Genomic DNA, 24,192 nt, shown 5'->3' with positions numbered 1-24,192 from the left:
TATTTCCACAGTTCTCGCGTGTCTGATTGCCTGCGAACATCATGACAGATTGAACGTCACTTCGAGTTCTCAATCAAAAGTGAGTAATTTCCGAATCTTTTCGAGTTGCGATACTCCATTGTAGGATGCCTGAAGTAGAAATTTGGATAGTGCCGCGTATGTTGATTTCTGGCGGATTTTAAATTCCAAAAAAAATTGAGACCGCAATAAAGGCTCTTCCGAAGTTCTGGTTGATGAAGACGTTTCCGGGTTGAATTCCCTGCGACGTCCGTTGTGCGGAATGATGGAAATAAACCCTGAGTTGCGCTGCTGTCGAGCCTGACAGACCCGCAAAGTTCTTTTTAGAGCGGATAGGACTTAACATGCTGACCTCAGTTCCCAACAACGGGCGCAGCCAATTCTCATCAAATTTCCATATGGTTGCGCATTCGAAACCCGTGGAAACCAAGGTCAAAAAGCTGGCGATCATCGACGACCGCGCGCTCGACCGTGAGTGTCTGGCCCAGAGCCTGATCGCCTATGGGCTTGATATGGAAGTCGAGCTGTTTTCATCACTCGATGAGTGGCGACATGCTCCGAACGGCCATCATAACGGCATCCTGGTCAACGTCGGTCGCAGCGATCTTTGCGATGAGGTATCCCTTCATGAGTTGAGGGAATTCATCGCGGATTTCCCTTACCTTCCGGTCGTCATTCTCGCGGAAAACCGTGATCTGCGCCAGGTCATGAGGGCGTTTGATGTGGGAGTGCGAGGATACATTTCCTCCGCGATAGGATTGGCAGTGTGCGTGGGCGCCATCTCGCTGGCACTGGCGGGCGGCGCTTTCGTATCGGCTGAAAATCTCAGCGATCTCAGGCAGTTGCTTGTCGTTGCGGAAGGCAAGGAACGCCAACGCACGGCCATGTTCACCCAGCGCGAGGTCGATGTTATCAACGCTTTGACGCAAGGCAAGCCGAACAAGATCATTGCCTACGAGCTCAATCTTCGCGAAAGCACCGTCAAGGTGCATATCCGCAATATCATGAAGAAAGTGGGCGCTAAAAACCGCACCGAAGTGATCTTTAAAGTTTCTGATCTTTTCAAAAACTAATGTCCGGTGTCGTGTAACTCAATGTTGTCGATCCGTCACTGCCTGCGGGTATCGCAACCTGCACGAAGCAGACGCATCGGATGGGTTTTGCCGAGAAGTTTGTCCGTCTCTTCTAAGCCTTTCGGCTAGCGTTCCCAACTAAAAGACGGCGTAACGGCAACCGAGCCAGATGCGGTAATCTCCAGTCATCGGATATCTGGACCCGGGACTGCGCCATGCACTCTTTCGTCGACAATTTCGAAAACTCGGATCGACTGCGCCAGCGCTCCCGCTACCTCATACCGGGCGGTGCACATACCTATGCCAAGGGTGACGACCAGTACCCTGTCCTGTCTCCCGGCTTCATTGAAAGGGGATATGGCTGTCATGTCTGGGATGTCGATGGAAATGAATATATCGAATACGGCATGGGCAATCGGGCAGTCGGCCTAGGCCATGCTTATGGCGACGTCGTCGAGGCGGCGCGCGCGGAACTATACCGCGGTTGCAATTTCACGCGCCCGTCAAAGATCGAGGTGGATTGCGCTTCAACCTTCCTCGACACGATCCAGACAGCCGAAATGGTCAAATTCTGCAAGAACGGCTCTGATGCGACATCCGCCGCGATACGACTTGCACGGGCTGTTACAGGCCGCGACCTGGTCGCGCGTTGCAGCGACCACCCGTTTTTCTCCACCGACGACTGGTTCATCGGAACAACGGAGATGAATGCAGGCATTCCTCAGGCGATCCAGAATCTGGTCCTTGGCTTCACTTACAATGATCTTACGAGTGCGCGCAGTCTGTTTGACCGCTTTCCAGGTCGCATAGCCGCCTTCATTCTGGAGCCGTCGCGCGGTGAACCGCCTCGGGACCGGTTCCTTCACCAACTCCAGGAGCTATGTCACGAAAACGGCGCGCTTTTCATTCTCGACGAAATGATCACGGGCTTCCGCTGGGACGCGGGGGGAGCGCAGAAGACATACGATATCGTCCCAGACCTGTCCTGTTTCGGCAAGGCGCTGGGGAATGGCTTTTCAATTTCGGCGCTTGCTGGCAAGCGTGAGTTCATGGAACGAGGCGGTATCGATCAAACCGATGCCCCCCGTGTCTTCCTTCTTTCGACGACGCATGGCGCGGAAACGCACGCGATGGCAGCGGCCATCGCAACCATGCAGGTCTACACGCAGGAACCCGTGGTCCCACATCTGGTCCGACAGGGAAACGCGTTGCGTGCCGCCATCAGCCAGATCGCAATCGCGCACGGGCTCGATTCCTACTTCGGTATTCAGGGCCACTCCGCCTGTCTCAGCTACTTCACGCTCGATCAGACTGGCAAGCCGTCTCAGGCGTTCCGCTCGCTCTTTCTGCAGGAAACCATCCGACGCGGCATTCTCGCACCGTCTCTCGTTGTAAGTTACACGCATGGGGACGAGGATGTAGCCAGGACACTTGACGCCATAGACGAAGCGCTAGGGGTCTACCGAAAAGCGCTGGAATACGGCGTTGACAAATTCCTGACGGGACGCCCGTCCGAGGTTGTATTTCGACGTTTCAACGGCGGATCGCAGCATCAGGCCAGCCATGGGCTGAAGATGGCCGACATGGCCGAGTCATCGGAAAGCATCCGAAAGCCTTAACCGGTCGGGGCACCTAAGCGGTTCGCATTATCGCTACAGCCGCTTTGCGCGGTGCATCGATCTCGCCTGAACAGGTACGCTCGTTGCAATCGACAATGGATCTTGAGGGGAAGTTTCATGCAAGTTCTCGTGACCGGGCATCGCGGATATATCGGCTCCGTCATGGTACCCATCCTGCGCAAGGCGGGCCACGAAGTTCACGGCTATGACACGGAGTTCTACCACCGCTGCGCCTATGCGCCAGGCGGACCTTTGCCGAAGGTGCCCGGCGTGTGCAAAGATATCCGCGATATTACGCCTGCGGATATGGAAGGTTTCGACGCTGTCATTCATCTTGCTGCCCTGTCAAACGACCCGCTGAGCAATCTCAATCCGGAAATTACCTATGAGATCAATTATCGCGGTAGCGTTCGGGCAGCGCGAGCCGCAAAGCAGGCAGGCGTCAAGCGCTTTATCTTCGCCTCGTCGTGCAGCAACTACGGTGCCGCTGGCGAAGGGCTGGTCAACGAATCGGCAGAGCTCAAACCTGTAACGGCTTATGGCGCCTCCAAGGTCTTGGCGGAGCGGGAAATTGCGAGCCTCGCGAGCCCCGGCTTCTCGCCCGTCTATATGCGCCCGGCAACGGCATATGGCCTTTCGCCCATGCTCCGCTTCGATATCGTACTCAACAATCTGACGGCCTGGGCGGTGACGGAAGGACTGATCTTCCTGAAATCCGACGGATCGCCATGGCGTCCAATCGTTCACATCGAGGATATTTCCTTAGCCTTTCTGGCAGCGCTTGAAGCCCCAACGGATGTCATCCACAATCAGGCGTTCAACGTCGGACAGGATGCGCACAACTATCAGATCAGAGAGATCGCCGAAATCGTCGCTCTCACGGTCCCTGGATGCCGGCTGCAATATGCCAGCGACGCGAGCCCTGATACCCGCTCCTACCGTGTCGATTTCGGCAAGATCGCCCGTGCGCTTCCGGCGTTCAAACCGACGTGGACGGCCGCTGCAGGTGCCGAGCAACTCTACCGGGCCTACAAGAGCTCCGGCCTGACAATGGTCGAATTCGAGGGCCCGCACTATCAGCGGATCGGCCAACTCCAGAAGCTGATCGGCGATAAGGATATCGACAGCAACCTGCGCCGCCCCATGGCCGCGCCGCGCCAAAGCGTGGGTATCGCAGCATCGGTGTGAAGGGGAGGAGGCGATGGGCAGGATGGAGCCTGGTGCCGAACTGACAGCCGATGCAATCCGGGAAACAAGTATTGGCCAGACTATTCACGATCTCGCCTCCCGCCTCTTTCCGATCTGTCGCAGCATCACGGGCAAAGGTGTTTGCGAGACGATCGATATCCTTAAAGACTATATCGATATCGAGCAGCACGCTGTTCCGAGCGGGACGCGGGTTTTCGACTGGACGGTGCCGCCGGAGTGGGTCGTCCGGGACGCCTATGTGAAAAACGCGACGGGACGCAAGGTGATCGATTTCCAAATGTCGAACCTGCATCTCATGAACTACAGTATCCCTCAACGCCGCGTGATGCCGCTCGCCGAACTGCGAGCACATATTTATACCCTTCCGGAAAAGCCCGACCTCATTCCCTACAAAACAGCATATTACACGGATGCCTGGGGCTTTTGCATGTCGCATAATGACTTCCTCAAGCTCGAGGAAGGCGACTATGAAGTCGTCATCGACACCGAAAAGACGTCAGGCAATCTGTATTACGGCGAATATCGGCATGTCGGACAAAGCACCAAGGAAGTGCTTCTCTTCGCGCATATCTGTCATCCATCGCTCGCAAACGACAATTGTTCCGGCCTCGCACTGCTCACATGTCTTGCTGCCGGCCTGAAAGGCAGAAACACATATTACAACTACAGGTTCGTCTTTGCGCCCGGAACCATCGGCTCCCTGACATGGCTTGCACGGAACGAAGACGGGATATCGAACATTGCGCATGGTCTTGTGGTTTCCTGCATTGGCGACGGCGGCGGGCCGAACTACAAGCGTAGCCGCCGGGGAGACGCAGTGATCGACCGGATCGCCGCCTGCACCCGCTGCGGCGAGGATCGCAAACCTCTGGCAATCGCCGACTTCATTCCCTATGGCTATGACGAGCGTCAATTCTGTTCGCCGGGCTTCAATCTGCCGGTCGGACTGCTGCAGAGAAGCTCTTTCGGGACCTTTTCCGAATATCACACCTCGGCCGACAATCTCGACTTCATCAGGCCCGAACACCTTAACTCATCCTTTTGGATGACCATGGACATGATCGAGGCTCTCGAAGGCAATTGGACGCCGTTGAACCTACGGCCGAAAGGTGAGCCACAGCTCGGAAAATACGGGCTTTTCCCTGCGATTGGCGGCCACAAGACGAACGACGACCGCACCATGGCCTATCTCTGGATACTAAACTACGCCGATGGAGATAACTCGCTGCTCGATATCGCGGAAAGGTCCAAAATCCCCTTCGTCGATATTGCGAGCGCGGCCGGCAGGCTGCTTGAGGCGGGCCTTGTATCGAATCTGGGTTTCCTGTCGCGGTAGACATTCATTGCCAGGCCGCCCAACCGAGGTCCTTTTCCGAGATGACAGAGGGAGGCGCAGGCCATTCAACACCGATCGCGGGTTCGTCATGGCGTATCCCCGCTGCACTTGCTTCGGCATAGGGCACCGAAATCAGATAAGACACGGCAACATCGTCGCTGAGCGACTGGAAACCATGGGCAAAACCCTCGGGAATGTAGAACTGCGCGCCGTTTTCGGCCGACAAGACCGTCCCCACCCATTGCAGATAGGTGGGCGAGCCGCGACGCAGATCGACAGCGACATCCCATATCGCCCCTTTGACGCAGGAAACCAGCTTAGTCTCCTGATGCGGCGGTCGCTGGAAATGCAACCCTCGAATGGTGTGTTTGAGCTTTGATATGGAAAGGCTGTGCTGACTGAAGTCCGATACCAGCGCGTTACTCTCAAATTCGCGTTTGCAGAAAGTCCTCGCAAAAGAGCCTCGGCTGTCATGCACGGGCACCGTCTTGACGACCCAAAGCCCCTCGATTTTCGTCTTCTCAAACAGCATTCGGCGCTCCTGATGCGACCCCGTATTCAAGAAGAGTTCGCCGCCATTTCAGCGGCTACGGAATACATCCACAGGCATCACCATACCCTGAAGGCCGGGGGGCAATTAAGTCACCCTTTCGGTTGCGGAAACCCGGCGCCAGAGGCACATCCCAGAGGATTACAACATAACTCTACGGCTTATGGATGAGGTTTTCGAGCCGAATGCAGTATCGTCACCCACCCTGATCCATAGTATTTTTTCCAGCTAATAAAAGAATTTCTGAAATTCGCTCGAAAACACTGCGATGGAATCAGGGGACGTCAGATGAATAATGAGGCAGTTTTTTCCGCAAGACTGAGCTCGACGCATCACGTCGGGCTTTGCCGCCTTTGTAGCGCGCCATTGGTGCATACCTTCGTCGATCTTGGAATGTCTCCGCCCTGCGAAAGCTTCGTCGCAGCTGATGCCGCCAATGACGTCGAGCCGTTTTATCCGCTCCATGCATTCGTGTGCGACGAATGCTTCCTCGTCCAGCTTCAGGAATATGTAGCGCCGGAGAGTATTTTCACGGAGTACGCGTATTTCTCTTCGTTCTCGGACAGTTGGGTCGCTCACGCGAAGCGGTACTGCGACATGGTCATCGAGCGCTTCGCGCTGGACCAATCCAGTTTCGTTGTCGAGCTTGCCAGCAACGATGGTTACCTGCTGCAACATTTCCTGACCAGCAACATTCCGATGCTCGGAATTGAACCGGCCGTGAACGTCGCGAAGGTGGCAATCGGGAAAGGTATTCCGACACTGACGGAATTTTTCAACGAGGCACTGGCAACCGATATGGCGGCCAGGGGACAAAAGGCGGATCTCATCATCGGCAACAATGTTCTTGCCCAGGTGCCTGACATCAACGATTTCGTTGCCGGCATGAAAGTCCTGCTCAAGCCTGAAGGCGTGATCACCCTCGAATTCCCGCATATCGAAAAGCTTATCGCGGAAAACCAGTTCGACACCATCTATCACGAGCACTTTTCCTACTTTTCACTGCTGACGATAGAAAAAATGGCCCACCGTCATGGACTCAAGGTCTTCGATGTCGAAGAGATTCCCACACATGGCGGTTCGCTGCGGGTCTTTTTCTCGCACGAGGACAGCATGTTTCACCGTGAAGCCCGCGTCGATAGCCTCCTGGAGCGGGAATTGAATGCCGGGCTCGACAGAATAGAGACCTATACGGCCTTCGCCGAAGCCGTGCGTCAGACCAAGCGAAACCTCCTGTCTTTCCTCATCCGTCTCAAGGAGATGCGCAAATCCATCTGCGCCTATGGCGCGCCGGGAAAGGGCAATACGCTGCTGAATTATTGCGGCATCGGCACCGATTTCATCGATTTTGCGGTTGATCGCAATCCTTACAAACATGGACGCCTCACGCCGGGAATGCATATCCCAATCCGGCCGGTCAGCGAAATCGAGCGCATGAAGCCGGATTACGTCCTCATTCTTCCCTGGAACCTGAAGAATGAGATCGTTGCACAAATGCACGACATCAAAGACTGGGGCGGGAAATTCATCGTTCCAATTCCAGACATATCCATCATTGATCCGAAGGAGTTGGCACAATGAAGGTCGTCTTGTTCTGCGGTGGCAGGGGTACCCGCATCAGGGAATATTCTGAAAGCGTCCCTAAACCACTGATCCCGCTCGGCTCTCAACCGATCATGCGACACGTCATGCAATATTACGCCCGTTTCGGGCACGATGACTTCATCCTCTGCCTCGGCTACAAGGCGCATGTCATAAAAGAATTCTTCCTGAACAGCCGGCCGGAAAGTTATGCCGATTGCGTCATATCAAGTCCCGGACGCGTGGAATTGCTCGAAGAGCTGCCGAGAGATTGGCGCGTATCGCTGATCGATACGGGGATATGGCGCAACATAGGCGAACGTCTCTGGGCCGTGCGTCGTCATCTCAAAGGCGAGAAGATGTTTCTCGCCAATTACAGCGACGGCCTGACCGACGTCGATCTCGACGACATGATTGCCCAATTCGAAAAGGGCGACAAGCTCGCCTGCTTCTTGGCTGTCAGGCCGCCTCTCACCTACCATCTGGCGGAGATCGACGAGACCGGAAGGGTGCGGGAATTTCGGTCGTCGGAAACATCCGAGATGTGGATCAACGGCGGCTACTTCCTAATGCGTCCGGAAATTTTCGACTACATGCGCGAGGGCGAAGAACTCGTGCTGGAACCGTTTTCCAGGCTGATTTCTGAAGACAAATTGATGGCCTACAAACATGAGGGCTTCTGGCGATCTATGGATACGCTGCGCGACTGGCAGACGTTGGAGGCGATGGTGGAACGCGGCGACATGCCATGGATCGGCGACGGTGCGTCAATGGCACGCAAATCGCCAAACACGAAGCAACTGCCATGAAAAACATATCCCTCGCCTCCGCCGGTGATCGCCTGTCGATCCTATGTCTGGGTGCTCACTCCGACGACATTGAGATCGGCGTCGGAGGCACGGTCCTCAGTCTGCTTTCAAAGGGTGTGTTGCTTGATGTCCATTGGTGCGTGCTCAGCGCCGGCAACGAGCGCGCCCTGGAGGCCCGCAGTTCTGCGGAAGCTTTTCTGGCAAAAGCAGCATCCTATTCAATTGAACTTGCATCGTTTCAGGACAGCTACTTCCCCTCGCAGAGCCGTGAGATCAAGTCGTGGCTGCTGACATTGCGCGACAAAGTCAGTCCCGACGTCATATTCACGCATAGCCGCGAGGACGCGCACCAGGATCACCGCGAGATCAACAGGATCACATCCAACATCTTCAGAAATCACCTGATCATGGAATACGAAATCCCGAAGTGGGACGGGGATTTCGGCAGACGAAACGCTTACGTGCCATTGAGCGAAGACGCGATGAATATGAAGGTCGAGCTTCTCCTGGAACACTTTGGAACACAGAGATCCAAGGACTGGTTCGATGCGGATACATTTCGCGGCCTGGCGCGGCTGCGGGGAATGGAATGCCGTGCGCCAACACGTTTTGCGGAGGCCTTTACCGTCAGGAAACTGACGCTCGCCTGAAACAGGCGAAAGCCTGCGCACGGTACGACATCAATGTTTACGAAAATCAAAAGAAACCAAGAACAATACAGGGGGCATTTTCGTCATGATCCATAACCGTATTTCCGACTACCCGCCGCAAGAGGCACCGCATCCGCAGGCCGCCGCAAATGCGGCTGCCTATATCGGGATTTTCGATCGTCGCATGCTGGAGCGGGAATGCCTCGCCCATAGTCTCAACTATCAATATGCGGACAGACGCATCCTGACCTTCTCAGATCTGGAAGAGTGGGAACAGGCACGCACGGAAATCGGCATGCCTGCGGCAGTTCTGGTCAGTGTTTTGCCCCGTCCGCCGGCAGAAACAAACCGCGAGCTTGCGGAGATCGTCGCTGCCGTGTCGCCAGCCGCCGTCGTCGTGCTCTCCGACGATCAGGACATCAATACCATTCTGGATACGATCGCTCTTGGCGTGCGCGGTTACATATCAAATTCCGTCAGTATCGAGGTCTGCGTCCAGGCGATCAGTCTTGCAATCGCAGGAGGCCGCTTCATACCGGCAAGCAGCGTCATGAACATGAAAAGCCTGTTCGGCCTGAGGGCGCACGCATCCCTGCCACCGGCGAAATTTACCAGCCGGCAATCCGCGATTGCGGAGGCCCTGCGGTGCGGAAAGGCGAACAAGGATATCGCTCTGGAGCTGAACCTTTGTGAAAGCACCATCAAGGTGCATATCCGCAATATTATGAAGAAGCTTGGAGCAACAAACCGCACGGAAGTCGCGTGCAAGATCGGCGACATGGCGTACGACCGTTAATCGGACGCCATCTGCCGACCGCTACCGAACGCTGCACTTAGAGCAGGAACCGTTATGATCCAGTCGTCATCATCTCCGGGGGAGCAGGAAGGTATTTCCCGCTTCCTATCCATCCTGCGGGAGCGGCGCAGGGCCGTCTTCATCTGCTTTCTCGTCAGTTTCGCAGTCGCGGCAATCGGCTATGCGCGAACCCCGATCCGTTACAAGGCCGAGGCGACCCTTGCCCTTGACGTTCGCAAGCTTCAGGCGCTTCCAACCGAATCCGTCGTCTCTCCGCTGCCTCAGGAAAGCCCGGTGCTTCGAACCGAACTTGATATCATCGGGTCGAGGTCCATGGCCGAACGGGTTCTTGTCATCCTGCAAAAAGATAGGCTGCTGGAAGGGCGTCAGCCCAACCAAGCCCGGACGGACACGGACGCGATCGTGCTTGGCAACGACGCCGAGACATCGAAAATGATCGATACCCTCATGACCAACGTTCGCGTGATGAATGATGGCCGGTCTTATACGATTTACATATCCTATTATGCCAACGATCCGGCGCTTGCCGCGAAAGTCGCCAATGCTTTCGGGGCAGCCTATATCGACTATCAGATCGACCTCCAGACGACGGCAACACGGCGCGTCAGCGCGTGGCTTGGGGAGCGGCTGGTCAGTCTGCGAACAGAACTGGAAGAGTCCGAACGGCAGGCGTCGCAATTTCGCGAAAAATCCGGATTGATAGACACAGGCGGTCTTCCCCTGCAGGCACAGCGTCTTTCAAGCCTGAACGTCGAGTTGACGACGCTACAGGCCAAGCTGGCGGGGTCAAGGGCGCGCCTGGCCACAGCGCTCGAACTTCAGAAAAGCGGCAATGGCCTCGGGATAACCGAAGTTCTGTCGTCGCCATCGATCCAGCAGCTAAGGGGCGAGCAGGCAAAGGTCATCAGAGCCATTGCGCAGATCGATGAAAGCGGTGCAACCATGAGCCCGGAGCGACCGCAATTATCCTCCCAGCTCAGTTCACTCAACAAGCAGATCGATTCGGAGATCGCGCAGATCATTGCTGCCTTGCGCAACGAGATCGAGGTCAGTGAAAAACAGCGGCAGGAGGTCGAGGCGAGCCTCATCGATGTGCAACGCGCGATTTCCACGACAGATATGGCAATGGTTCAATCCGGACAACTCGATCGGGAGGCAGCAGCGAACCGCTCGATCTACGAGACATATCTGGCGCGCTACAAGCAGACCATCGAACAGGACGGCATCGCAACCGCCGAGGCGCGGATCATATCGAGCGCCATGCCGTCCCGAAAACCGACCAGTCCTGACAAGCGCCTGTGGGGTTTGGTTGCACTCCTTCTCGGCTGCGGCAGCGGGTTGGCAGCAGCTTTTACCTTGAACTTCACAGACCGGTCTTTCGGCTCCGTCGCGTCGCTTCAACAAAAAACCGGACTGAACGTTATCGGGCGCATTCCACGCCTTTCCTTCGGAGAGTTCCAGAACAAGTCTGGGACATTCAGTAACGCCGCGGCGGACTTCTACAGCGCTTTCGCGGATCTTCAGACCCACCTGCAATTGGCAGAGAGCAAGGCAAAAGTGATCGCCTTCACGTCTTCGGCCGATGGGGAAGGCAAGACATTCGTTATAGCCAACCTTGCCCGATCACTTGCGATGAGCGGCGTGAAGCTTTTGCTGATCGATGCCAATCTGCGAAACCCCGCTCTCGGAGGCGAGTTCGACGTGGGATCGGCGTCGCATGTCGCCCATGCGGTAAACCGTGAGGTGTCCCTCGATAGCGTCGTACAACGCGATCAGGCCTCGGGGGTCGACATCGTCGTCGCCGAGAAAAACGATCTGCCGCCAAATCTTGTTCTTGGAAGCAAGCGCTTCGCCAGCCTGATTGCAGAGGCGCGGCAGAGATACGAACTGGTCTTAATCGAGGCCCCATCCGCGGCCCATGACCTCGACCTGTTGCGGATCGCCACTCTGTCCGACACAGTTTCCTTTGTGGTCCGGCAGGACGTCACCGATGGCACGGGAATGAAAAACGCCGTCATCAGGTTACGGGTCGCGGGCCGACCGGTCGCGGGTGTCATCCTCAACGCAATACGACGCCCGAGACAGCGCCACGCCGCGGTCTGGCCAAGGTTTTTCCGAGACTGGAATAGTCATTTCAAGCTGCGGAAACGGCCGACCAGCCTGCGGCCGCCAGCTGTCGTTCATAACGAGAGGTGAAACATGCGCGCCGCGAAAAAGTCCAAAGCCTTTTCACTGCTGATCGCCTGCACCACTTTTCTGTCTCTCGCCGTTTGCAAGTTGCCGGCCGCTGCAGAGGGAACGGACTACAAGGTCGCTGCCGGCGACGTCTTGACGATCTCAGTCTATGGTGACGATGGCCTGACCGGCCTCTTCCCTGTCAGTGCGGATGGAACGATCGGTTATCCGCTTCTTGGCAACGTCAACGTTGTCGACCAGACGGTGAACGAAATCGGGGTGCGGATCAGCCGCGAGCTGGCAAGCCATGTGGCAAACCGCTCCGTTGCCGTTGCGGTCAAGGAATATGCCCCGATCTTCGTTGTTGGCGACGTCCAGAAACCGGGAAAATATGAATACCGTCCCGGCATGATCGTGCTTGAACTCTTCGCGCTGGGCGGGGGATTGCGCGAGTCGAACGCACAGAGGGATACCTCGGGCATACAGTTGATTGCCGCCCAGCAGGAATATGAAGACATGTCGATGCAATTACTGTCGCAGGATATCCGGCGCGTTCGGCTGGAAGCGGAGCTTAACGACACGGAATTCGAATATAAGGGCGATGAAATCGGGCTTGTTCGGGATCGCGCCGCACTGGAGAAGATCGTGGACTCTGAAAAAAGCCTCTTCCGCCTTCGCCTCTCGGCGCAGCAGGACGAAAAGACCAACCTCGAGGTCCAGCGGCAGAACTTCATTCAGGAAATCGACACGCTTCAGAAAAGCAACGTCATGCGCAGCCAGCAACTTGAACTGCTTGACATGGACGTGAACGCCTCAAAGGAACTTGTCACGCGCGGCGCAGCCTCCGAAGCCGCCCTGAGAGAGCGCAAACGCGAACTGCTGTCCATGAACCAGCAGGTGCTGGAATCCACGTCGTTCCTGGCGCGTGCGCAACAAAACAAGAGCGAGGTAGAGCGGCGTATCCTGGAGTTGAAGAGCAAAAGGCATAATGACGCCGCGACCGAATTGCGGGAGACTTCCCTGGACATCATGCGCCTGAAAAAGAAACTGGCCTTCAGCCTTCAATCCATGGCGGAGATCAGCTCGACTGCGCGGCGGGTTTCCAGCCTCGAGGACATGATCCAAACCAATTTCTTCATCGTTCGTCAGGTTGCCGGCACTTATCGCGAAATAGCTGCGGACGAGCATACTCAGGTCCGAGCGGGAGACGTCGTTCGCGTCCGCCTGTCGGTATCACGCGGAGACCCGGTTTCGGAGCCCATCGTCACAGGAAGCGTCAACTAGAGACACGCGTGTCGCCGGGCAGGCTCGCGACGTCCTTCGGAGCGGGGAACCGATTGGCCAAAGTAGCAGGGAGACGGAGATGGAATCCGCGCTCGTTCCGGTGGTTATCATATGGTCAGGCGGCGTGCCGTTATCATTGTAAACGGCGCAAGAGGGCTGCGGCCCATCCATGTGACGCAAGATGCCCTTAATGATATCCAGTCTCCCCCGCAGTGCGATGTGCAACGTCTGGCGCAATTCGTCGACGTTTTTGCAACAATTGCGGCATGCAAGATCGAGAAGGGAATGTTTGCTTTCGATGGACAGATCTGGATCACAGCGACCGACGTCCGAGACTGGCTCAATTTAAACGACGGAGAACCAATCGGCCGGGTAACGTCTCCCAAAGTCTGAAGCTTTGTCCTGCCCTCGGCAACCAGAAGGCGAAAAGTTACTAAAAATCAGATGGATAGGGTTCATCCTACCGCTTATAGCCAGATTGATCCGAAACGATAAAAGCGGTTTGTAAGAGTAACCCGTCGCCCCCTGATACTTTGGCGGGTCCCTGGTAACCGGGAAAAACTGGTCACTGGGAGGGGCTCGCTCGTTCGGTCGGGCGAGCCTATTTTACGTTTTGGACACCGTCGCTAGCGCCGCGCAAATCTTATTATGTCGACGTGTTCAGATTGAAATTTGCAGGAATATCACCCCAGCTGGACTGGAGACGGAGATCGGTCACCGCTTATGGAGCACGGAACGATCGTCGTCCGGCTTTTGGGCACGTTAAATGGCTTGTCGCAACACGTCCGGTTGCAGCGACTTCGGTTGTCGCCACCACTCATACAAATCCCGGATGCCATCTCTAAGCTCGACCGTCGAGTGCCAGCCAAGTGCGTTGAGCAGCGAGCAGTCGAGCAGCTTTCTGGGGGCTCCATCCGGTTTGCTGGTGTCAAACACGATCTGCCCGTCGTAGCCGACAATATCTGCAATCAGATGCGCGAGATCGCGGATGGATATCTCCCGCCCCGAGCCGATATTGATCAGCGGAAAACGGGCCGGTGATTTCATGAGAAAACAGCAAGCATCCGCCAGATCGTCGACGTGAAGAAATTCGCGCAGAGGACTACCCGTGCCCCAGAGAACGATCCCGTTCTGACCGCTGATTTTCGCTTCGTGCATTCTCCTGATCATCGCAGGGATGACGTGTGAGCTTTGCGGATCGAAATTGTCGTTCTGCCCATAAATATTGGTCGGCATGACGGAGACGCAATTCAGGCCGTACTGGCTGGCATAGAACTGGGAAAGCTTGAGCGCCGCGATCTTCGCAATCGCGTAAGCCTCGTTGGTCGGCTCCAGCGGACCTGTCAGAAGGGCGCTTTCCTTGATCGGCTGCACCGCGAATTTCGGATAGATGCAGCTTGAGCCCATCCAGAGAAGCTTTTCGACACCAATATCGGCGGCCGTTTTCATGATATTCATCGATATGAGGGTGTTGGTGTAAAGAAAGTCTGCCGGATGGGCGGCATTGGCTGCGATACCTCCGACCTTGGCGGCAGCGACAAAAATGACCTCAGGTCTTGCGTCGGCCATCCACCGCTCCGTCTCGTACTGTCGGGTCAGATCAAGTTCTTTGCGAGAGACTTTGAGGATTTCGCAATTCTCGCGCTGCAGCCGTCGCACAAGTGCCGAGCCGACCATTCCCGTATGGCCGGCAACCCAGACGCGCTTGCCATTCAAGCTGAACGGAATTCCTTGCGATTCATGCGACGAATTCATTTCTTCCCTCTTCCAACATCACGAGGCGCAGATCCGCTTCGACCATTTCCTGAACGAGGTCGCAAAAGGAGGTCGTGTGGCTCCAGTCGAGTTTCCTGCGCGCCTTGCTGGGGTCGCCGAGAAGAAAATCCACTTCCGCCGGGCGAAAATATCTGGGATCGATTTCGATGATCGTATCGCCGGTTTTGGCATCGTACCCCACTTCATCGCTGCCATCACCGTGCCACTCGATGGTTTTACCAACCACCCCGAAAGCAAGCTCAACGAACTCCCGCACCGTATGCGCCTCGCCGGTCGCAAGCACATAATCCTCCGGCATTTCCTGCTGCACGATGCGCCACATGCCTTCGACATAATCCCGCGCATGCCCCCAGTCCCTCTTGGCGTCCAGATTGCCAAGGCGCAGCTTGCTCATGAGGCCGCGTTCGATAGCCGCGACACCGCGGGTAATTTTCCGCGTGACGAAAGTCTCCCCGCGAATGGGGCTCTCATGGTTGAAAAGGATGCCGTTGGATGCGTGAAAGCCGTAACTTTCCCGGTAGTTGACAGTCATCCAGTAGGCGTAGAGCTTCGCCGCAGCATAGGGGCTTCTTGGATAGAACGGCGTTCCCTCGTGCTGGGCAACGGTGCCCATCCCTCCGAACAGTTCCGATGTGGACGCCTGATAAAACCGGCAGCGGTCGCCAAGGTTCAAGATGCGCATGGCTTCCAGCAGCCTGAGCGTGCCAAGGGCGTCTGCGTTTGCCGTGTATTCCGGCGTCTCGAAGCTGACCTGGACGTGGCTCTGGGCGCCAAGATTGTAGATCTCGTCGGGCTGGACCTCCTGGATGACGCGGCACAGGTTTGTGGCATCCGTCAGGTCACCGAAGTGCAGCCGAAAGCGAAGGTTTTCCTCGAAGGGATCTTGATAAAGATGATCGATCCGGCCTGTATTGAATGAGGATGACCGCCTTTTCAGGCCGTGCACGATATATCCCTTGGCAAGCAACAATTCACTGAGATAAGCGCCGTCCTGCCCCGTCACGCCAATAATCAAGGCTCTCTTGTCAACCATCCACCACATCTCCCAGCGGTTCCGGCCCCGGATGGCGCCCCCATAAAAAATATAACGAGGCCCTGTTCGTCGGCAGCATACCAAAAGGGAGAGGACGTCCGGTCAGAACTGCCCTATTCACGATCCACCATGTCCACATCTGCCTTTAAGAGGAGGCAGGATGGCTATCCTCGCTTCCGACTTAAGCCTTTTGGCCGAGTTGCAGGTCGCGCAGGCCGTGCCAGACTTCGAAATACAACGCCGGGTCGCGCACGATCGCTACAATAGCAGCGATCGCGAGACGACATCATCTACGGTTCATGGAGACGGATTGGATGGGTACGTTCGCGACCACTTACGAGAAAGTGCAGAACTTCAACTGGGTGACGCGCTTTCTGCATGCGGGCCGCTATCGAAAGCTGCTTGAGGTTCTGCAATCCGTGCAGAAGGACGTCGGCAACCGCAAGGTCAGAATACTGGATATTGGCTGTGGTCCTGAAACTGCGGTCGGGCATATTCTGGAAAAATTTGACATCGATTATGTCGGTATCGACTACGATCCAATCTTTATTCAGGCCGCGCGCAATCGCTACAGCAAATACGAAAACTGCCGCTTCATCGTCGGCGACGCTACCGATGAGAGCCTTTACGAAACGATCGAGGCCGACATTGTCATCGCTCTCGAAACGCTTGAGCATATCCACCTCAACCGCACGGTCCGCGTCATCGAGCATGTCTGCACAATCGTTCGTCCCCGTATTTTCCTCGTCACGGTGCCGGTCGAAGTCGGGCCGGCCGTATGGATCAAAAACTGGGGCTCGGCCCTCATGGGCTACGATCGCCAATCGGGCAACCTCAAAGAAACGTTTTGGGCAGGCCTATATCGACTTGATCGAGTGCCCCCGCACCATTCGTCACACCAGGGCTTCGACTGGCGGTGTCTGGCGCAGCTAATCCGCGTCAACGCGCCCTTGCGAGAGATCCACAGCCTGCCCTTCTCCTTCGTTCCACGCGCGCTCAGCCCCAACGTCGCACTGATCGCCGAGCCCGCAAAATCAACGATCGATCTGGCAAACGATGACCCCGAGGCATGGAAGATCAACCATGGCCACACAACCTCGAACCGCCAGCGCAGTGTTCGCGATGCGGATGCCGCCCGTCACGCCAGGCTCCCTGTATCATGGCCAATGCGCCTTAAAGGTCTAGCGGACCTTTCCAATGCGCGACGGCAGCAAGAGTAAGGGCTATCAAAAAGCAAGCTGGGGTCAAGGACGCGATTCATGACCGATCCGGCCGTGCCTCTACGCGCAATGTGGGATATCGAGGATTGCCCAGCTCGCCTCGATCCACATCCTGAGCTAAAAGCTGATTTTGCCGAACGGGCAAGAGGCACTATTGCACGCCTTCTTAGACCATAGAGCTGACGCGAGCGCCGTGAGCCATTGCATACGCTCAGACTGGCGCCTACCGAAAAACAAATAGTTCTGCGATAGCCTCATTCCACGTCTGACCACGGATCCCACCTCCTGCAAAACGGCGAGACAGAGCTGTGGCTTTGGGTTCGATGGAGCTGCGACGTGGCAATTCGACGCGCGACGCCGGGAAGGCTTGGCCACAAATCACGCTCGCTTAGCATGGCGGATCATGTCGTTTGCAGAAGCAATCGACACCTCAGCTGGAACCTCGATGCCGGAATGAAGTTCGAGGGTCTTCAACAATGGAGTCGTCATGACCTTCCTTGGTCTCGAGGCCGAAATGCTAGCGCGGCTACAGTTCGCGTTTACCGTCTCGTTTCACTTTCTTTTCCCCGCTTTTTCGATCGGGACGGCCAGCTACCTCGCCGTCCTGAACGCGCTCTGGCTATGGAAGCGTGATGAGGCCTATCTCAAGCTCTTTGAATATTGGAAGACCATTTTTGCGGTGACTTTCGCGATGGGCGTCGTGTCCGGGATCGTCATGAGCTATCAGTTCGGCACCAACTGGTCGGCCTTCTCGGACAAGGCTGGGCCAGTCATCGGCCCGCTCATGGGATACGAGGTCCTGACGGCATTCTTCCTGGAAGCAGGCTTCCTTGGCATCGCACTCTTCGGCCGAAAGAGGGTCGGTGAAAGAGCCCACATGGTGGCGGTTGCCATGGTGGCGATCGGCACGCTGATTTCTGCGACCTGGATTACGGCGGCTAATAGCTGGATGCATACGCCGGCCGGCTTCAGCATCGACGCCAACGGCGTCTTCGTGCCGGAAGATTGGTGGCAGATCATCTTCAACCCTTCGTTCCCTTACAGGATGACCCATACCGTCATGGCGGCATTCCTGACGACCGCCTTTGCCGTTGGCGCCGTCGGCGCGTGGCACCTGCTGAAGGACCGGACGAACCGTCAGGCGCGGATAATGTTCTCAATGGCCATGTGGATGGCGGCGATCGTCACACCGATCCAGATCGTCGCCGGGGACTTGCATGGCTTGAACACGCTCGAACACCAGCCTGCGAAGATCGCTGCGATGGAAGGACATTACGAGACGCACAAAAACGGCGCCCCACTCGTTCTGTTTGGTATTCCCGATGACGCGGCGGAAAGAACCCGCTATGCCGTCGAGGTTCCAAAGCTTGGCTCGCTGATCTTGACCCATAAGCTGAACGGCGAAATCAAGGGACTAAAGGAGTGGCCCCGCGACCAGCGTCCGCCGGCGCTTATGCCCTTCATCACCTTTCGAATCATGGTCGGCCTCGGCTTCCTGATGCTTGGCGTCGGGCTCTGGTCCCTTTGGGCGCGCTGGAAGGGGAAGCTGTACGACACGCCCTTGCTGCACCGCGTCGCGGTGGCCATGGGAGGATCCGGCTTCGTGGCTGTGCTTGCAGGATGGTACACGACCGAGGTCGGCCGTCAGCCCTGGACGGTCTATGGTCAGCTGCGAACCGCGCAAAGCCTGTCGCCGATTTCAGCTCCCGCAGTTGGGACCTCCTTGCTCATTTTCATCGCTGTCTACTTCGTGGTCTTCGGCGTCGGCGTCTATTATCTGCTGAAGCTCATGCGACGGCCGCCAACGCCGCTGGACACAGATCAGGAGCTGGATGCCGGTCCGATCCGGACGGCGGGCATTACGCCGGGTGTTGCACAGGGTCATCGGATTGGAGACCGACATGCACATTGATCTTTCCTTCATTTGGGCAGGTATCATCGCATTTGCGGTCCTTGCCTATGTGGTTCTCGACGGCTTCGATCTCGGGATCGGCATTGTCTTCCCATTCTTCCGAAATCGACGCGACCGCGACGTCATGACCAATTCGATCGCGCCCGTCTGGGATGGCAACGAGACATGGCTCGTGCTCGGAGGCGGCGGGCTCATGGCCGTCTTCCCGCTTGCCTATGCGATTATCATGCCGGCGCTATACATGCCGATTATCCTCATGCTGGTGAGCCTGATCTTCCGCGGCGTTGCCTTCGAATTCCGCTGGCGCACGCACCATGAGTCCCACCTTTGGGACTTCGGATTCTGGATCGGCTCCTCGCTCGCTGCCATCATGCAGGGAATTTCGCTTGGCGCGCTTGTGCAAGGTATCGCTGTCGAGGGAAGGCAGTATGCCGGGGGCTGGTGGGACTGGCTTACGCCCTTCTCGATCCTGACAGGCATCGCCGTTCTCGTGGGCTACGCGTTGCTCGGGGCAACATGGCTCAACCTCAAGACTACCGGCGACATCCAAATTCGCTCGGCTAAGCTCGCCCGCCCCCTGAGCCTCGTGCTTCTGGCGCTGATTGGCGCCGTGTCGCTTTGGACGCCGTTTATCAACGAGATCTACTTCGAGCGCTGGTTCGGCTGGCCGACCGCCTTCTTCTCGTCTTTCGTACCGCTGCTCCTAGCTGCCTGTGCCCTTGCGCTCTGGCACGGCCTCAATCACGGCAGGCATCTGCAGCCATTTCTCTCGGCGCTTGGCATATTCGTCCTGACCTTCGCGGGGCTTGGTGTCAGCTTCTACCCCTACATGGTACCCGGCGTCCTCACGATCAGGGAGGCCGCAGCGCCTGAAAGCTCGCTCAAATTCCTGCTTGTCGGAACAGTTGTTCTCGTGCCGATGATCCTCGCATACACGGCCTATGCTTACTGGGTATTCCGCGGAAAGGTCGATCCTGAGGAGGGCTACCACTGATGAGGGACGGCTTCAGAAAGGTGTTTTGGTTCGTAGTGCTCTGGATGGCGGGCGTCGCAACCGTTGCGGCCGTGGGTCTGGTGATCCGCGGCGCGCTGCTTTAGGACGCCCTAAGGGTTCATTGCGGCCAAAGCGTGCGGCCTGACGCTCGTAAAATTTCAAGCCGTGGAGTGGGGATGCTGGACTCCGGTCTTAAGGCTACCCTTGCCGCATCGAGTTTTGCTCCGTCCGCCGCCGTCGCAAGCGGAGCGGGCAGCGCCAAAATTCCGGCGCGCAAATTTGACGGGCTGGGAAGCTGTTTAGAAGCTGGAAAGCATGGTTCTGCGAACCTTCGCCGCGATGCCCGGAGGCTGCTTTTGGCAGTACACCGTTCACTGTGACTCTAGATGCTACAAGGCTCTTAATCTGAGCCCGATATCTCGGTGCCCATCAGCTTTGCAAGCGCACCAGTCTCGACGTATCCCGTTTTGAGAGGATCACAATAGATACCAAATTTACGGCCAGTTTTTCTCACGATGGTTCTAAGAACCTCCGGCTGCTCCGGAAGCCCAGGTTGTGCAGCCAAAGTCATGCCGCAACGTTTTGTCGCCTCGGTGACTTTCAGATCAAGGCCGCCGATGCTGATGATGTGACCTATCCAGCTATGCTCTGGAAATTCCGCCATATCTTCCCTCTCGAGCAGGACATTAGCCCGAAAACGCAGACGATCCACCGTGGTGTCTGGTGCCATCTGCTGAAGGCCCTCCAGCGAAGACGACGTAACCAAGTGAAGGGGCGACACGGAATATCGGTTCTTGATGGTCGGAAGTGAGGGTGCGAGTGGATCGTCGTGCATGTAACATCCGATTCCCACGTCAAATCCGAAATATTCTTCAAGCTCAGGCCGCAACTTTGGATCTTCCAGGTACAGGCGCTCTCCACTAGGAAACTCGACCCAGACACCGTGTCCATCGACTGCACTGCGCAGAAATAGCGCAGGCCTCCACCTGGCCTCTTGTTCCGGCGCAGCAACCTCGCCGCTCGTCGCGTCGAACAGGCCAAAACGACGGTCTCCATCGATTCCATGCAGTCCGATCTCCACGTGATCGCAGCGCTCTCCCTGCAGCGAACTTACGGGGAAGCGCCAGATTTCAGCGACTTTCCCTATCGACTGTCTTGATGGAACATTTGGGTTCATGCTCTGTCTTGTCCGCGATTTCAGGCCGTTAACAGCATGTCGGCCGTTCCGCTGTTTATGTCATCTAAAATAGCCTCTGCTGCCGTTCTGCCTAAGTCAGCAGCGCTGGTAATGCCTTGAACAAAGGGGTGTTTATGCAGAAGGAAAGGAATGGCGACGCAATAAAGCCGGTTCGAATAAACGCCGACGTCTTTCGGGCGATAACATTCATCCACTTCTATTCCCCCGGTCCTTTTGGAGTTGAGGCTTAATGTATCGCTGAAGAGTCCAGTGTTCGTTTCAGGTGTTTTTGCCGGTTTGATCGCAGCGTTTCTCACCAATGAAGGGAAAGGAAGATCGTGAGCCGACAACGCCGTCTGGCCGGTTGCATCTATGAAACTGTCAAATGTCTCTTCCAAGTCTTTTCCCCTCACTCTTGCGCCCCGAGCAAGGCCGTCGGTGTCGATCTCGTAATCGTCTCCAAGCCGAATGATGTTCAGCCTGCCGGCGTTGCGAAGTGCAAGCAGACGCTTGATCGACAGATGCGGGACGGTGGCATATTCATCGATGAAAATGCTCTTGAACGACTTGTTGAACCGCGCGAGATCGACCGTGTCGAGGTGAGGAACTGCTCGAGCCACGATTTCATGGGTGATCAGTATCGCATAACGCCACGGCACCGTGTGTCGTCTCTGCTCATTTTGCTCGACTTCTGCGAGGTTCGCTGCGGCCCAGACAAAGGGGTCCACGCCTGATCGGCGTGAATAGTACGCGTCGGCAAAGGTGTCGGCCGTCAAGCCGCTGAGGCCAATTTCTGACGCGTATTGAGGATCGGCGGTCGCGATCTCTTGCCGGAACAGGTCGAATACGCGGTCGAGAAGTCCAACCGTTCCATTTTGAATCTCTGAGTCAACGGCCTCCTGCGTGCAAACCTTCGGCGTTTCGTAAGGTAACGGGCAGTAGAAATCTGCCTCCGGCAGAAGGCCCTTGCGCGACATCATCACGGCTGAAAAGTTCTCATTGCCGGTGGATGCCTGAAACTGCATGATGCCAGCGTCGTCATAGAAAAATGAGCCACACGATACCGCAACTGTTAAAAGTGCGTCGATACCGCTGAGCGACGTGCCAAGCACGCCAAGCCTGCCATGGCAAGAACTCTTGAGGGCGGCCGCAGGCCATGGCGACGAAAAGTAGCCAGGCTGCACCTCTGTTTTCTCGGGCCAGTTATGGCCTGTGGCCATGACGACATGGTCAAAGTAGGCGTCAAACTTGGCCTCCGCCCCCGCAACGCTCACTCGGATATCCTCGACGCCGAGGGATATATCGATGACGCGATGATTGGGGCGAATGTCGATCTGATGGCCATTCCTAACCCCATCTTCGACGATGGCGTTGAACTGGCCGTGAAAATAATCCCCCAGAACGAGCCTCGGATAAAATTCACGCGCGTTGATGGCATCCCGCACGATCGCGAAGCGATCCAGGTATTTGTCGTCTTGGCTAGAGAGCCAGTCCACCAGTGACGTGCTGAGCGGAGGTATTTCGATGCTCGGAATATTTGAAAGCATCACCGGGTCGTTGGCGCCAGGAAGATAAGGCGTTCCCTTCCCAGCCAACATTTCGGCTTCGTAAATTGTGATCGCCAGTGGAATAGCAGAACGGATTAAATGCTGAAGGGTAAATATCCCCGTCGGGCCGGACCCGATAATACAAATTCGACTTCCCATATGCGGCTTACTCCAATGCCACCCTTCGCGGCACGCTTCTATAACGGCGCGCCGCCGAGACTGTTCCAGCACAGGCGAAGTTTCAATTGGAGGGATATCTGAGACTTGCATCGAGGGTCGAGTGCAGGCAGGTTGTTAGCGCTCCCTCTGATCTCAAGGGATCGTGTCCCATGAAGTGGTGTCGCTGGATTTCATCGCCGGCCCAGCCTGGGACCATTCTCCGAATCCCACACAATTTCGATGTCATCAGGGTGCTACGACGACATATGCTTTGAGCAAGTCGAATTTCTGCGACGCAAATGGGGCGATCGATGAGTTTGAACCGCGCCGGCTTTGCCGCAGCGGTTCATGTGTGGATGCCGGTTCATGAAAACGCGAAGTGGCCGAGAAGATGATGGCTCTGTAGCGGGATAATCGCGAGGTTCTGCAGGCCAATGAGATTTGGGCAAAGCGTCTGCTTATCTCGCGATGGCCCCGACAGGCGAATGCAAGCATTCGCCTGTCGGGTAAGAGGAGGCTCGACCGCCCATTGAAGCGATAATCTCCTCCCGATATCTGTCCTTCCGGTACTCCGAGCAGCTGGCAGAAGCTGGCGCCTTATGTCGAAAGTGTCGGCGACAGTTATGACAATGCCCCCGCCGAAACGATCAACGGCCTCCACAAGGCTGAAGTGATCCATGGGCGTGGACCATGGGCAGCTTCGAAGCGGTTGAGTTCGCCACCCTGGAATACGTCGACTGGCTCAACCACCGACAACTTCTGGAGCCCACCGGAAACATACCGCCAGCTGAGGCTGAAGAACGCTACTACGCCATGCTGGACGAAACAGCCATGGCTGCATAACCAAAAACCAACGGCCTCCGGCAAACCACGTGCTGTTCAACCCCTACCCCAAAGAAGCCCCTTCGATGGTGCCAGCGGCCTCGAACTCACCTAGATAGCGTAATGACGACGCGGCTTGACGCAGACGGCGCATCGCGAGCGCATGGGTCGCTACCGATTTCTACAAGGTTTCATATGGCCCGGTCACGTATGCTATGGCCGAGTTGCGAGCCAAGGAATTGGCCACATTATACTCCCGATGGCCGATCGAAAGGTGGTCCTCGTGCCCCGTTTCGCGCCCGAACACAGAAACGCCCCAAGAAGGGCGCCATATCTTGTCTAAATATTTTGAACTGGTTGCGGGGGCAGGATTTGAACCTGCGGCCTTCAGGTTATGAGCCTGACGAGCTACCGGGCTGCTCCACCCCGCG

Annotated in this window: 18 protein-coding genes, 1 tRNA gene and 1 pseudogene; 14 read left to right on the top strand and 6 right to left on the bottom strand. The window is 56.4% G+C overall.

The genetic code is table 11. The features are described 5' to 3' along the window. Positions 1–362: 362 nt before the first annotated feature. From FS804_RS15635 to FS804_RS15620, 4 genes are all read left to right on the top strand, one after another. Positions 363–1,091 (top strand): LuxR C-terminal-related transcriptional regulator, encoded by a 729-nt coding sequence (locus FS804_RS15635; protein WP_144577587.1) that lies wholly within the window; start codon positions 363–365, stop codon positions 1,089–1,091. A gap of 215 nt (positions 1,092–1,306) precedes the next feature. Then, positions 1,307–2,710, top strand: coding sequence for a glutamate-1-semialdehyde 2,1-aminomutase (locus FS804_RS15630; protein ID WP_144577585.1), 1,404 nt, complete (start codon positions 1,307–1,309; stop codon positions 2,708–2,710). Positions 2,711–2,827: 117 nt separating this feature from the next. Then, positions 2,828–3,898 carry an NAD(P)-dependent oxidoreductase gene (locus FS804_RS15625; RefSeq protein WP_144577583.1) on the top strand — a complete coding sequence of 357 codons (1,071 nt, stop codon included), beginning with the start codon at positions 2,828–2,830 and terminating at the stop codon, positions 3,896–3,898. 13 nt (positions 3,899–3,911) lie between these two features. Then, on the top strand, positions 3,912–5,255 hold the full coding sequence (locus FS804_RS15620) for a DUF4910 domain-containing protein (RefSeq protein WP_144577581.1): 1,344 nt from the start codon (positions 3,912–3,914) through the stop codon (positions 5,253–5,255). Between the two features lie 4 nt (positions 5,256–5,259). Here FS804_RS15620 and rfbC read toward each other — a convergent pair whose 3' ends face one another. Continuing rightward, positions 5,260–5,787 carry a dTDP-4-dehydrorhamnose 3,5-epimerase gene (gene rfbC, locus FS804_RS15615; protein ID WP_144577579.1) on the bottom strand — a complete coding sequence of 176 codons (528 nt, stop codon included), beginning with the start codon at positions 5,785–5,787 and terminating at the stop codon, positions 5,260–5,262. A gap of 306 nt (positions 5,788–6,093) precedes the next feature. Between rfbC and FS804_RS15610 the strand changes: the two genes are divergently transcribed. The 6 genes from FS804_RS15610 (at position 6,094) to FS804_RS15585 (ending at position 13,121) form a co-directional block, all read left to right on the top strand. Continuing rightward, positions 6,094–7,386: a class I SAM-dependent methyltransferase gene (locus FS804_RS15610; RefSeq protein WP_144577576.1), complete on the top strand. Its 1,293-nt coding sequence runs from the start codon at positions 6,094–6,096 to the stop codon at positions 7,384–7,386. After that, complete coding sequence (locus FS804_RS15605; RefSeq protein ID WP_144577574.1) at positions 7,383–8,195, top strand: glucose-1-phosphate cytidylyltransferase; 813 nt, start codon at positions 7,383–7,385, stop codon at positions 8,193–8,195. Before FS804_RS15610 ends, FS804_RS15605 begins: the two co-directional genes overlap by 4 nt. Beyond that, positions 8,192–8,845 (top strand): PIG-L deacetylase family protein, encoded by a 654-nt coding sequence (locus FS804_RS15600; protein WP_063950130.1) that lies wholly within the window; start codon positions 8,192–8,194, stop codon positions 8,843–8,845. The genes FS804_RS15605 and FS804_RS15600 overlap by 4 nt, the downstream gene beginning before the upstream one ends. 85 nt (positions 8,846–8,930) lie before the next feature. Next, positions 8,931–9,641, top strand: a complete 711-nt coding sequence (locus tag FS804_RS15595; protein ID WP_144577573.1) for a LuxR family transcriptional regulator — start codon at positions 8,931–8,933, stop codon at positions 9,639–9,641. 54 nt (positions 9,642–9,695) lie between these two features. Beyond that, entirely contained in the window at positions 9,696–11,858 is a 2,163-nt protein-coding gene (locus FS804_RS15590; RefSeq protein ID WP_144577571.1) for a polysaccharide biosynthesis tyrosine autokinase, read from the top strand. Between the two features lie 3 nt (positions 11,859–11,861). Further along, positions 11,862–13,121, top strand: a complete 1,260-nt coding sequence (locus tag FS804_RS15585) for a polysaccharide biosynthesis/export family protein (RefSeq protein WP_144577569.1) — start codon at positions 11,862–11,864, stop codon at positions 13,119–13,121. Positions 13,122–13,883: 762 nt separating this feature from the next. On the opposite strand, the gene FS804_RS15575 is transcribed toward FS804_RS15585, so the two are convergent. Beyond that, the gene (locus FS804_RS15575; RefSeq protein WP_186376823.1) at positions 13,884–14,876 is read right to left on the bottom strand and encodes a GDP-L-fucose synthase; all 993 of its coding nucleotides are present in this window, start codon (positions 14,874–14,876) and stop codon (positions 13,884–13,886) included. Continuing rightward, a complete protein-coding gene (gene gmd, locus FS804_RS15570; RefSeq protein ID WP_144577567.1) occupies positions 14,860–15,930 on the bottom strand; it encodes a GDP-mannose 4,6-dehydratase in 1,071 nt (356 codons plus the stop codon). Before gmd ends, FS804_RS15575 begins: the two co-directional genes overlap by 17 nt. Before the next feature lie 314 nt (positions 15,931–16,244). Here gmd and FS804_RS15565 point away from each other — a divergent pair, with 314 nt between their 5' ends. From FS804_RS15565 to cydB, 3 genes are all read left to right on the top strand, one after another. Beyond that, complete coding sequence (locus tag FS804_RS15565) at positions 16,245–17,150, top strand: class I SAM-dependent methyltransferase (RefSeq protein WP_144577565.1); 906 nt, start codon at positions 16,245–16,247, stop codon at positions 17,148–17,150. Between the two features lie 487 nt (positions 17,151–17,637). Beyond that, positions 17,638–19,062, top strand: a complete 1,425-nt coding sequence (locus FS804_RS15560) for a cytochrome ubiquinol oxidase subunit I (protein ID WP_144577563.1) — start codon at positions 17,638–17,640, stop codon at positions 19,060–19,062. After that, entirely contained in the window at positions 19,052–20,056 is a 1,005-nt protein-coding gene (gene cydB / locus FS804_RS15555; RefSeq protein WP_144577560.1) for a cytochrome d ubiquinol oxidase subunit II, read from the top strand. The genes FS804_RS15560 and cydB overlap by 11 nt, the downstream gene beginning before the upstream one ends. Before the next feature lie 400 nt (positions 20,057–20,456). Here the strand turns inward: cydB and FS804_RS15550 are convergent, their stop codons facing one another. Together FS804_RS15550 and FS804_RS15545 are read right to left on the bottom strand one after the other, a co-directional pair. Then, positions 20,457–21,233 (bottom strand): MOSC domain-containing protein, encoded by a 777-nt coding sequence (locus FS804_RS15550; protein WP_144577558.1) that lies wholly within the window; start codon positions 21,231–21,233, stop codon positions 20,457–20,459. A 20-nt stretch (positions 21,234–21,253) separates the two neighbouring features. Continuing rightward, positions 21,254–22,939: an FAD/NAD(P)-binding protein gene (locus FS804_RS15545; RefSeq protein WP_144577556.1), complete on the bottom strand. Its 1,686-nt coding sequence runs from the start codon at positions 22,937–22,939 to the stop codon at positions 21,254–21,256. 546 nt (positions 22,940–23,485) lie between these two features. Between FS804_RS15545 and FS804_RS15540 the strand changes: the two are divergent. After that, positions 23,486–23,782, top strand: a pseudogene (locus tag FS804_RS15540) (IS3 family transposase); the annotation flags it as partial. Between the two features lie 333 nt (positions 23,783–24,115). On the opposite strand, the gene FS804_RS15535 reads toward FS804_RS15540, so the two are convergent. Continuing rightward, positions 24,116–24,192, bottom strand: a tRNA-Met gene (locus FS804_RS15535).

Origin of the sequence: Agrobacterium sp. DE0009 (assembly GCF_007680755.1) — a bacterium.
GTDB classification, from domain to species: Bacteria; Pseudomonadota; Alphaproteobacteria; order Rhizobiales; family Rhizobiaceae; genus Agrobacterium; species Agrobacterium tumefaciens_B.
This window is presented reverse-complemented; position numbering and strand designations above follow the sequence as displayed.